At 72.7% G+C, this 11,751-nt stretch carries 8 protein-coding genes; 6 read left to right on the top strand and 2 right to left on the bottom strand.

The features are described from left to right. Window positions 1-89: 89 nt before the first annotated feature. Window positions 90-1,316, bottom strand: a complete 1,227-nt coding sequence (locus ACFXPK_RS24815; protein ID WP_384995488.1) for a trypsin-like serine peptidase — start codon at window positions 1,314-1,316, stop codon at window positions 90-92. A 327-nt stretch (window positions 1,317-1,643) separates the two neighbouring features. On the opposite strand from ACFXPK_RS24815, the gene ACFXPK_RS24810 reads away from it, so the two are divergent. The 5 genes from ACFXPK_RS24810 to ACFXPK_RS24790 all read left to right on the top strand — a co-directional run bounded on the left by ACFXPK_RS24810 (window position 1,644) and on the right by ACFXPK_RS24790 (window position 9,553). After that, a complete protein-coding gene (locus ACFXPK_RS24810; RefSeq protein WP_385078709.1) occupies window positions 1,644-2,942 on the top strand; it encodes an aminotransferase class III-fold pyridoxal phosphate-dependent enzyme in 1,299 nt (432 codons plus the stop codon). A gap of 27 nt (window positions 2,943-2,969) precedes the next feature. Further along, window positions 2,970-4,841 (top strand): IucA/IucC family protein, encoded by a 1,872-nt coding sequence (locus ACFXPK_RS24805; RefSeq protein ID WP_385078707.1) that lies wholly within the window; start codon window positions 2,970-2,972, stop codon window positions 4,839-4,841. Window positions 4,842-4,886: 45 nt separating this feature from the next. Continuing rightward, window positions 4,887-5,552, top strand: a complete 666-nt coding sequence (locus ACFXPK_RS24800) for a GNAT family N-acetyltransferase (RefSeq protein WP_385078704.1) — start codon at window positions 4,887-4,889, stop codon at window positions 5,550-5,552. A 114-nt stretch (window positions 5,553-5,666) separates the two neighbouring features. Then, on the top strand, window positions 5,667-7,544 hold the full coding sequence (locus ACFXPK_RS24795; protein WP_385078701.1) for an IucA/IucC family protein: 1,878 nt from the start codon (window positions 5,667-5,669) through the stop codon (window positions 7,542-7,544). Window positions 7,545-7,582: 38 nt separating this feature from the next. Beyond that, a complete protein-coding gene (locus ACFXPK_RS24790; RefSeq protein WP_385078698.1) occupies window positions 7,583-9,553 on the top strand; it encodes an ATP-dependent DNA helicase in 1,971 nt (656 codons plus the stop codon). 231 nt (window positions 9,554-9,784) lie between these two features. Here the strand turns inward: ACFXPK_RS24790 and lexA are convergent, their stop codons facing one another. Continuing rightward, entirely contained in the window at window positions 9,785-10,576 is a 792-nt protein-coding gene (gene lexA / locus ACFXPK_RS24785; RefSeq protein ID WP_384995502.1) for a transcriptional repressor LexA, read from the bottom strand. Between the two features lie 634 nt (window positions 10,577-11,210). Between lexA and nrdR the strand changes: the two genes are divergently transcribed. Beyond that, a complete protein-coding gene (nrdR, locus tag ACFXPK_RS24780; RefSeq protein ID WP_384995505.1) occupies window positions 11,211-11,720 on the top strand; it encodes a transcriptional regulator NrdR in 510 nt (169 codons plus the stop codon). The last annotated feature ends 31 nt before the right edge of the window (window positions 11,721-11,751 follow it).

Raw genomic sequence — 11,751 nt, 5'->3', positions numbered from 1 at the left:
GGCGGGGGCCCGCCCCCGCCCCCCCCCCCCCGCGCCCCCGCGCCCCCCCGCGCGCGCGGCCCCCCCCCCCGCCCCCCCCCCGCGACGGCTCACCGGCCGGCGAACTTCTCGCTGACGCCGTCGAAGACGCTCTTGGCCGCGTCGCCCAGACGCGGCCCCGCCAGCCAGCCCGCCGTGACCGGGCCGATGGAGGTGTTGGAGACCAGGGCCGGCTTGCCGTCCCGTCCCGCCGCCACCCAGCCGCCGCCCGAAGAACCGCCGGTCATGGTGCAGCCCACGCGGTACATCGTCGGATCCTCGGCCGCCAGCGACAGCCGGCCCGGCTTGTCCTCGCACTGGAAGAGCTTCTGGCCGTCGTACGGCGGCGCCGCCGGATAGCCGGTCGCCGTCATGGACTTGATGTCCGGGGTAGCCGGGGCGTTGAACTCCACCGGCAGCGCCGAACCGACGGTCTCCTCCAGGGACGTGCCCGCGCCGCCCTTCTCCGGGGTGACATGGATGACCGCGAAGTCGTACGAAGCGCCCTGCCCGCCGGTCGGACCGCCCTGGGCGATCCACTGCGCGGAGGTCTGCGCCCAGTCGGCCCACCACACGCCGTGCGGCGCGATCCGCTCCTTGGACGCGGTCTCCAGCTCCGCCGTCGACAGCGCGCTGTCGTTGTACGAGGGCACGAAGGCGATGTTCCGGTACCAGCCGCCGCTCTTGCCGGAGTGCACGCAGTGACCGGCCGTCCAGACCATGTTGGACTTGCCGGGGTTCGCCGGGTCCTCGACCACGGTCGCCGAGCAGACCATCGAGCCCTCAGGCCCGTCGAAGAACAACTTGCCCGCCTGCGGCACGCTCTCGCCGTACGGCGCGCCGACCGCCCGCGCGGTCACCGGCGCCGGCTCCGGGTCGGTGACGCCGGTGTCCCCGGAGATGTCCTGGTCGTCCACGGACTTCTCCGGCGGCTTCTCCGCGTCGCGCATCCGGTCCGGGTCCCACAGGCCCTCGATGATCGGGTTGACGAAGTCCTTGGCCTCACGCAGCCAGGTCTCGCGGTCCCAGTTCTTCCACTCACCGCCCCGCCACTTGTCCATGTCGATCCCGTGCTCCTTGAGCCGGTCCTTGAGATCGTCAGGAATCGTGATCTTGCCGTCGGAGGCGGCCGCGGCGGACTTGCTCGCCTCCGCGGCGGCCTGGTCCTCGTCGGGGCCGCAGCCCGTGGCCGTCAGCGCGAGGGCCGCGGCGAGGGACACGGCGGCGAGAGCGGGGGAGGATCTGCGCCGCGTGCTCCTTCCGCGACGGGCGGCGAGCGTCGGACGTATGAATCGCATGGAGATATCCCCCTGGTACTTCTGGACAGTTCTGAACAGACGAAGACATGCGGTGCACCCGGCGACGGCGACCGGAGCCGGGACGAGCCCCCACTATGCCGGTGCCGTTGGGGACGGCGTCGGGCAGGTCCGCGGTTCCCGCGCGACAGCGCCGGACGGAGCGTCACGAACGCGGGCGCAACGATCTTTTCGCTGCCCGTGATCCCGCGCGCGGCACGTCGTTGGTACGTACGACGGGCCCCGGGCCGCGGTGCGCCGTCGAACAATCGGGAAGCGGGCGCCGTACTGACGGGGGACCGAACGATGCCTACGGGAGGACCGAACGCTGTGGCCGTCACCGAACTGGCTCCGGACGCGCCGACCGTCGCCCACGCGGGCATCCTGCGGCGCCAGACCCCGCGCGAACCGTCCGCCCGTACCTACGCGCGCTCCCTGCCCGTCGTCCCCGTACGCGCCCGGGGGCTGACGATCGAGGGGGCCGACGGCCGGCGGTATCTGGACTGCCTGTCCGGGGCGGGCACCCTCGCCCTGGGACACAACCACCCGGTCGTCCTGGAGGCCATCAGGAAGGTCCTGGACTCCGGGGCGCCGCTGCACGTCCCCGATCTGGCCACCCCCGTCGAGGACGCCTTCACCGCCGAACTCCTCGCCACGCTGCCGGCCGGATTCGCCGCCGGCGCCCGGGTCCGGTTCTGCGGCCCCACGGCCGCCGACGCCGTCGGGAGCGCGCTCGCCCTCGCCCGTACCGCCACCGGCCGGGACAGGGCGCTCACCTTCACCGGGACCGGCCACGACGCGTGGACCGCCGAGCTGTCCGAGGGCGGGGGCGGCGGGGGAGGGCGGACCGTCCCCGCCGCGCTGCTCCTCGAACCGGTCCAGGACGAGGGCGGGGTGATCCCCGCGCCCGACGCGTGGCTGCGCGCGATCCGCCGGATCACCGCGGACCGCTCCATCGCCCTGATCGCCGACGAGACCAGGACGGGCGTGGGACGCACCGGCGCGTTCTGGGCCGTGGAACACAGCGGGATCACCCCCGACGTCATGGTGCTCTCCCAGGCGATCGGCGGCTCCCTCCCGCTCTCCGTGATCGTCCACCACCCGGATCTGGACGGGCCGTTGCCGGACGGCCGGGCGGACGCCTTCCGCGGCAACCAGCTCGCCATGGCGGCGGGCGCGGCCACCCTCGCGTACGTACGGGAGCACCGGCTCGCCGAGCGCGCCGCGGCGCTCGGCACGCACCTGCTGGGAAAGCTCGGGGAGTTGGCCCTCCACCACCCGCGCGTCGGCGGCGTCCGCGGACGTGGTCTCATGATCGGTGTGGAACTCGTCGCCCCGGCAGCCGGCGATCCTGCCCCGCCGGCCCCCGCACTCGCGGCCGCCGTCCAGCAGGAGTGTCTCCGTCGCGGCCTCATCGTCGGACTCGGCGGGCACCGGGCGTCCGTGGTACGGCTGCTGCCACCGCTCACCCTCACCGACGAACAGGCCGACGCGGTCCTCGACCGCTTCGCCGACGCGCTCGACGCCGCCCTCGCCCTGTCCGGACCCGACGCGCCCCCCGAAGCGGCGGCGGCGCCCCGCGCGGCATCGGCCGGACCCCGCCGAAAAGAAGCCGGCCTGTCCCGCTGACCCCGACCCCTCACAAGGAAGCCCTCCGTGAACACCACTCCCTCACCCGACGCGCCCGAGGCCGACGGCCCTCCCACCACCGCGGAGTCGGTCACGGTGCCACGGCAGGCCGCGGGGGGAACCGACGGGCAACTCCCCGGCCCCGCCGCCCCGTCGGGCCCCGCCGCGGCCGTCACGTACACCGACCACCTCGACCACCCCGACCCGAGGAAGGCCGCCGACGCTGCGGCCACCGAGAACCTGCTGCGCTGCTGGGTCCGGGAGGCCGGACTGCCCCGCCCCGACGGTACGGTGCTGCGCGTCCCGCTCGACGCCAGCGGCACCGCCCTCCTCGTCCCCGTGCGCCACTGGTCCGCGACGGGCTGGCACCGCTTCGGGATGCCCTTCCTGGAGGGCGGCCCGCAGGACGCGCCCGCCGCCGAGGCCGTCACCGTGGCCGCGCTCCTCGGCCGAGAGTCGGGCCGCTACCAGGGCGCCGACCTGGTGGGCCGGGTCGCCAACTCCCTCGGCCACACCGCCGACTTCCTCGCCGACCGGCGCGCGCACCCCGAACCCGCCGCCGGGGCCGACCTGTTCCTCACCGCCGAGCAGTCCCTGCTCCTCGGACACCCCCTGCACCCCACGCCCAAGAGCAGGGAAGGGCTCTCCGAGGCCGAGGCCCGGCTCTACTCGCCCGAACTGCGCGGCTCCTTCCCGCTCCACTGGATGGCCGTCGACCGCTCCGTACTCGCCACCGACTCGGCCTGGACCGAACAGGGCCGGGTGCTCCCCGCCGAAGTGCTCACGGGCCGGCTCCTCGGCGACCACCCCCTGCCCGACCACACCGTCGCGCTGCCCCTGCACCCCTGGCAGGCCCGGGACCTGACCCACCGTCCCGAAGTACGGCGCCTCCTCGACGCCGGTCTCCTGCACGACCTCGGGCCCCAGGGAGACCCCTGGCACCCCACCTCCTCCATCCGCACGGTGCACCGCCCCGGCGCCCCCGCGATGCTCAAGCTCTCCCTCGGCGTACGCATCACCAACTCCCGCCGCGAGAACCTCCGCAAGGAACTCCACCGCGGCGTCGAGGTCCACCGGCTCCTCCGCAGCGGCCTCGGCAAGGAGTGGGGGGCCGCGCACCCCGGCTTCGACATCGTCCGCGACCCCGCCTGGCTCGCCGTGGACACCACCGACGGCGAACCCGTCACCGGACTCGACGTCATGCTGCGCCACAACCCGTTCGGACCGGCGGACGACGCCGTCTGCATCGCCGGGCTGACCGCGCCGCGCCCGTACCCCGGCCGTACCGGGACGTCCTCGCGCCTGGCCGAGATCGTCTCCGGGCTCGCGGCACGCACCGGCCGCCCCGAGGGCGCGGTCGCCACCGAGTGGTTCCTGCGCTACCTGGACCAGGTCGTACGCCCCGTGCTCTGGCTGGACGGCACGGCCGGCATCGCCCTGGAGGCGCACCAGCAGAACACGCTGGTCATCCTCGACCCCGCGGGCTGGCCCGTCGGCGGACGCTACCGCGACAACCAGGGCTACTACTTCCGCGAGTCCCACCGCGCCGCGCTGGAGCGCAGGCTCCCCGGCATCGGATCCGTCAGCGATACGTTCGTCTCCGACGCCGTCACCGACGAACGCTTCGCCTACTACCTCGGCATCAACAACGTCCTCGGCCTGATCGGCGCGTTCGGCTCCCAGGGCCTCGCCGACGAACGCGTCCTCATCGCGGCCCTCCGGCGCTTCCTGGCCGGCGCGGCGGACCTCGGCTCGTCCCTGCCCGGCCTGCTCCTGGAGAGCACCACGCTGCGCTGCAAGGCCAATCTGCTCACCCGGCTGCACGGACTGGACGAACTCGTCGGACCGGTGGACACCCAGTCCGTCTACGTCACCCTCACCAACCCCCTGCGTGCGTGATGGAACATGAGGAACCGTCAGAACTGCTGAGAGGAGAGCGCCACTGTGCCTTCCACCGAAGCGAGCACCGACACCGGAACCGGCCCCGGGTCACCCCCGCGCGGGGCCGTACCCCCGCCGTCCGGCGACGATCCCACCGGTGAGCTGCTCGACACCCCGGCGCGGTGGGGATCCACCGCCACCGCCGCCGGGGTCCTCCAACTCGTCCCGGTCCGGATGGAGCGGGATCTCGCCCTGGTCAGCGGGTGGATGAACGATCCGGCAGTCGCCGAGTTCTGGCACCTCGCCGGCCCGGAATCCATCACCGAGGCCCATATGCGGCCCCAGATCGACGGCGACGGACGCACCACCCCCTTCCTCGGCGTGCTCGACGGGGTCCCCATGAGCTACTGGGAGCTGTACCGCGCCGACCTCGACCCCCTCGCGCGCCACTACGCCGCGCGCCCCCACGACACCGGAATCCATCTGCTGCTCGGTGGAGGCGCGAACCGCGGCCGCGGGGTCGGCACCCTCCTGCTGCGGGCCGTCGCCGATCTGGTCCTCGACCACCGGCCCCACTGCACGCGGGTCGTCGCCGAACCCGATCTGCGCAACACCCCCTCCGTCTCCGCGTTCCTCAGCGCCGGCTTCCGCTTCGCCGCGGAGATCGACCTGCCCGACAAACGCGCCGCCCTCATGGTCCGCGACCGCGCCCTGCGCGACCTCCTGTGAACGACCCTCCGTTCCACCGGCCCCGTACCTCCCCTCCGGTCCGCTCCCGCGGCCCACCCCGCTCACCCCGTACGTCCCGCTCCCACCCCATCGGTTCCCTCCCGAGGAGTTTCCGTGCCGACCTCCCCTGCTTCCCCCGCATCGCCCGCCTCCTCCACCCCCGCCCCGTCCGACCCCTCCATAGCCACGCCCACTCCGCTCTTCTCCCCGCCCGAGCTGAACCCGGCCGCGTGGGAGCGCGCCGCCGGACGCCTGCTCGCCAAGACGCTCGGGGAGTTCGCGTACGAGGGGATCATCGAGCCCGAGCCCGTACCGGCCCCCGGCCCCGGGACAGGCCCCGGCCACCACGCCCTCACCCTCGACGGCGGCGAGACGCTCACCTTCCGGGCCGAGCGCGGCGCGTACGGCCACTGGCGCGTCGACCCCGGCTCCGTACGCTGCGACGACCGGCCCCTCACCGACCCCCTGCGCTTCCTGCTGCTGGCGCGGCGGCTGCTCGGGCTGGACGGCACCACCCTCGGCCATCTCGTGCGGGAACTCACCACCACGCTCGCCGCCGACGCCAAGCTCGACCACACCGCCCTGAGCGCCGCGGAACTCGCCGACCTCGGCTACGCGGAGCTGGAGGGGCACCAGACCGGCCACCCTTGGATCGTTCTCAACAAGGGCCGCGTCGGATTCTCCGCCACCGACGCGGACCGCTGGGCCCCCGAGGGCCGCACCCCGGCCACCCTCCCCTGGATCGCGGTCTCCACCACCCTCGCCACCTACCGGGGCGTCGCCTCGCTCGCCACCCCGGAACAGCTCTACGCGGGCGAACTCGACGACGACGTGCGCGAGCGCTTCGGCACCGTGCTCAGGGACCGCGGCCTCGACCCCGCCGCCTACCTCTACCTCCCGGTCCACCCCTGGCAGTGGGACGAGGTGCTGCTCCAGCTCTACGCGCCCGCCATAGCCGGGGGAGCGATCGTCCCGCTCCCCACCGACGGCGATCTCCGGCTGCCGCAGCAGTCGATCCGTACGTTCCTCAACGTCCGGCGCCCCGACCGGCACACGGTCAAGCTGCCGCTCTCCATCCTCAACACCCTCGTCTGGCGCGGACTGCCCACCGAACGCACCCTGGCCGCCCCCGCCGTCACCGCGTGGATGCACGGCGTACGCGACGCGGACCCGTTCCTCCGCGACGAGTGCCGGGTGATCCTCCTCGGCGAGGTCGCCTCCGTGACCGTCGAGCACCCTCTCTACGACCACCTCCCCGAAGTCCCGTACCAGTACAAGGAACTGCTCGGTACGATCTGGCGTGAGCCCCTCCAGACCCAGCTGGCCCCGGGCGAACGCGCCCGTACGCTCGCCTCGCTCATCCATACGGATCCGGCGGGCCGCGCGTTCACCGCCGAACTGGTCGCGCGCTCCGGGCTCACCGCCGAGGAGTGGCTGCGCCGCCTCTTCGGAGCGTTGCTCCCCGCGCTGCTGCACTTCCTCTACCGGTACGGGACGGTCTTCTCCCCGCACGGCGAGAACGCCATCGTCGTCTTCGACGACCAGGACGTGCCCGTACGGCTCGCCATGAAGGACTTCGTCGACGACGTGAACCTCAGCGCCCGGCCGCTGCCCGAGCACGACGCGATGCCCGACGACGTGAAGGCCACGCTTCTCACGGAGGAGCCCGGCTTTCTGCCGCAGTTCATCCATTCAGGGCTCTTCGTCGGCGTCTTCCGCTACTTGGCGCCGCTGTGCGCCGACCAACTGGACGTGCCGGAGGACGTGTTCTGGTCCCTCGTCCGGGCGGAGATCCTGCGCCACCAGGCCAGGTTCCCGGAGCTGAAGGAGCGCTTCGAGACATTCGACCTGCTCACGCCGCGTATCGAGCGTCTCTGCCTCAACCGTAACCGGCTGCATCTCGACGGTTACCGGGACCGCTCCGACCGGCCGCACGCCGCTGTGCACGGTACGGTGCCCAATCCGCTCGCCGTCGTACAGCCGAGCGATTGAGCGTCGTTGTCGGTGGTGCCCCGTAGGGTGGTCGGGCTATGACGAAGCCATCACTCCCCGAGCTCCTCCACGCCGCCGTCAGCTCCGTCGGCGGCGTGGAACGGCCAGGCCAGGTCACCATGGCCGAGGCCGTCGCCCATGCCATCGACGACCCCTCCCACCTGCTCGTCCAGGCCGGTACCGGCACCGGAAAGTCCTTGGGCTATCTGGTGCCGGCCCTGGCCCACGGAGAGCGGGTCGTGGTGGCCACGGCGACGCTGGCCCTCCAGCGCCAGCTCGTGGAGCGCGATCTGCCGCGGACGGTCGACGCGCTGCACCCGCTGCTGCGCCGCCGGCCGGAGTTCGCCATGCTCAAGGGGCGCTCCAACTACCTCTGTCTGCACCGGCTGCACGAGGGCGTGCCGCAGGACGAGGAGGACGGCCTCTTCGACCAGTTCGAGGCCGCCGCGCCGACCAGCAGGCTGGGCCAGGACCTGCTGCGGATGCGGGACTGGGCCGACGAGACGGAGACGGGCGACCGGGACGACCTGACCCCGGGCGTCTCCGACCGCGCCTGGTCCCAGGTCTCCGTCTCCTCCCGGGAGTGCCTGTCCGCGTCGAAGTGCGCGTACGGCGCGGAGTGTTTCGCCGAGCTGGCGCGGGAGCGGGCCAAGCTCGCCGATGTCGTGGTGACCAACCACGCGCTGCTGGCGATCGACGCGATCGAGGGCGCCCCGGTGCTTCCGCAGCACGAGGTGCTGATCGTGGACGAGGCCCATGAGCTGGTCTCCCGGGTCACCGGAGTGGCCACGGGGGAGCTGACCCCGGGGCAGGTCAACCGCGCGGTACGCCGCTCGGCGAAGCTGGTGAACGAGAAGGCGGCGGACGCCCTCCAGACGGCGGCCGAGACCTTCGAGCGGCTGATGGAGCTGGCCCTCCCGGGCCGTCTGGAGGAGATCCCCGAGGATCTCGGCTTCGCGCTGATGGCGCTGCGGGACGCGGCGCGCACGGTCATCTCGGCGATCGGCGCGACGCGCGACAAGTCCGTGCAGGACGAGGACGTCGTACGGAAGCAGGCGCTCGCGTCGGTGGAGTCCGTCCACGGGGTGGCGGAGCGGATCGCCAACGGCTCCGAATGGGACGTCGTCTGGTACGAGCGGCACGACCGGTTCGGCGCGTCCCTGCGGGTCGCCCCGCTCTCCGTGTCGGGGCTGCTGCGGGAGAAGCTGTTCACCGACCGTTCGGTGGTGCTCACCTCCGCCACACTCAAGCTCGGCGGTGACTTCAACGGGGTGGGCGCGTCGCTGGGTCTGGCACCGGAGGGCACGGAGGGCGACGACGTCCCGCAGTGGAAGGGCATCGACGTCGGCTCGCCCTTCGACTACCGCAAGCAGGGCATTCTCTATGTTGCGCGCCATCTCTCGCCGCCGGGGCGGGAGGGGACGCGCGGCGACATGATGGACGAGCTGGCGGAGCTGGTGGAGGCCGCGGGCGGGCGGACGCTGGGGCTCTTCTCGTCCATGCGGGGGGCCCAGGCGGCGGCCGAGGAGCTGCGGAGCCGGCTGGACGTGCCGATCCTGCTCCAGGGCGAGGAGACGCTGGGTGAGCTGATCAAGACGTTCGCCGCCGATCCGAAGACCTGTCTCTTCGGCACGCTGTCGCTGTGGCAGGGCGTCGATGTGCCGGGGCCCAGCTCCCAGCTCGTGGTGATGGACCGGATCCCGTTCCCGCGCCCGGACGATCCGCTGATGAGTGCGCGGCAGAAGGCCGTGGAGGAGGGCGGCGGCAATGGCTTCATGGCTGTGGCCGCCACGCATGCCGCTCTGCTGATGGCCCAGGGCGCCGGCCGTCTGGTCAGGGCGACGGGGGACCGGGGCGTGGTCGCCGTCCTCGACCCGAGGCTGGCCAATGCCCGGTACGGCAGCTTTCTGCGGGCCTCGCTGCCCGATTTCTGGTACACCACGGACCGCAATCAGGTGCGGCGGTCGCTGGCGAAGATCGACGAGGCCGCCCGCGCGGACGGGCGGTAGCCTCCCCACGCCGTTGCGGTACACGAGTGGTCGGCGTGTACCGCAACCGGATCCCGCTGTGCCACGGACCGTACCGGCCGCAGGAACGGCGCGGTCCGGGCGGCCCCGTACGTCGCCGTGCCCGGCGGGGCCCGGCGCGGATGGTCCGACCCGGTGCGGCCGGTCGGGGCGCGCTATGACTGGTCGCGGCCGATGTGGCAGGTCGTCCTTCTAACTCGGCTCAGACCCGGCTCAGACCCGGCGCAGGACGGCGACCACCTTGCCGAGGATGGTCGCCTCGTCACCGGGGATCGGCTGGTACGCCGCGTTGTGCGGGAGCAGCCAGACATGGCCGTCCTCGCGGCGGAAGCGCTTGACCGTGGCCTCGCCGTCCAGCATCGCGGCCACGATGTCGCCGTTCTCCGCGACGGGCTGGCGGCGGACCGTCACCCAGTCGCCGTCGCAGATCGCCGCCTCGATCATCGAGTCACCGACGACCTTCAGTACGAACAGCTCGCCGTCGCCGACCAGTTGGCGGGGGAGCGGGAAGACGTCCTCGACGGACTCCTCGGCGAGGATCGGCCCGCCGGCGGCGATCCGGCCGACCAGCGGGACGTACGAGGCGGCGGGCTTGCCCGTCGTGTCCGTCTGCTGTGTGCTCGGCTGGTCCGACCCCCGGACCTCGTACGCCCTCGGCCGGTGCGGGTCGCGGCGCAGGAAGCCCTTGCGCTCCAGGGCCATGAGCTGGTGCGCCACCGACGAGGTGCTGGAGAGCCCCACGGCCTGGCCGATCTCCCGCATCGAGGGCGGGTACCCCCGCCGCTGCACGGAGTCACGGATGACCTCGATCACCCTGCGCTGCCGGTCCGTGAGGCCCGAGCTGTCCGCCCTGATCCCTGGAGGTCGGCCGGGCATCGAACGGGTGGGCTTGGCGCCCTCCGGGTTCGTGGCTGTGTCATTCACATTCATGGCATGCACCGGATCGAGTCGGCCCTGGGAGCGGTCCTGGGCAGTGATGGTGGCACTGTCTGCGGTGGTGGTCACGGTGGCCCCTCTCGAAATGTTCTCCCTAGCTGGACAACGGTAGTAGCTTTCGAAAGGTTGCGCCAAACACACGTTCGAGTGAAAAATTGCGGAGTGTCCGTCGTGGGCGGCCGACTGGGTGTATGAGCAGGTTCTTCCGGATGGCGGGCCGGGTGGGGCGCCCTCGCGAGGCGGGCGGTACGAGTTCGCTCGCGCCCCCTCCCGCCGGTCGTTTCCGGCCATGCCGCCGAGGTCCGCCCGGACGCCCCGAGGTCCGCCAGGGCCCCGCCGTAACCCGTCCGTGGGCCCTCCGTGGACCGTTCGCGCGGCTGCTCCCGAGGGAGCGGCGACACGCCCGCAGGGCCGCTCCAGTCTCGCATCCGATGGCCCGCGATCCCCGGCGCCGCGCCCTTCCCGTACTCTCGTGGCCGGTCGCCGCGGCCCCGCCGCACCGCCCTGACGCGCGACACGCGCCGGGGCCTAGGATGGCGACCAAACCCCAGATCTAGTGGTTGGATTGTCGCAGCCACCCAGAAGTTGTGGTCCCGGGTCTTCGGGCTCCGAGGTCATCGCCTATGCTGGGGGTTGCTTCGAGGGGCTCTGACGGGCCCTGTCGGGGCTATTCAGTCGTGCTGTGAAGGAGGGGTTGGGAGCCATGCACTGTCCCTTCTGCAGGCACCCCGACAGCCGGGTCGTCGACAGTCGCACCACCGACGACGGGACGTCCATCCGGCGCCGCCGCCAGTGCCCCGACTGCTCCCGCCGTTTCACGACGGTGGAGACCGCGTCGCTGATGGTGATCAAGCGCAGCGGCGTCACCGAACCCTTCAGTCGCACCAAGGTCATCTCCGGCGTGCGCAAGGCGTGCCAGGGACGTCCGGTCACCGAGGACGCCCTCGCCAAACTCGGCCAGCGGGTCGAGGAGGCGGTGCGCGCCACCGGCAGCGCCGAGCTGACCACCCACGACGTGGGGCTGGCCATACTCGGCCCGTTGCAGGAACTCGACCTCGTCGCGTACCTGCGGTTCGCGTCCGTGTACCGGGCGTTCGATTCACTGGAAGACTTCGAGGCCGCCATCGCGGAACTGCGCGAGCGGCCTCCCTCGGAGGAATGCGGCACCGGCGAGACCCTTGAGGTCCCCGTGCCCGCCACCGCAGCGGACTGACCGGCCGGCTCGATCCCGGCCGCTCCGCGGC

It is taken from the genome of Streptomyces sp. NPDC059142 (assembly GCF_042755665.1).
Lineage (GTDB): Bacteria > Actinomycetota > Actinomycetes > Streptomycetales > Streptomycetaceae > Streptomyces.
This window is presented reverse-complemented; position numbering and strand designations above follow the sequence as displayed.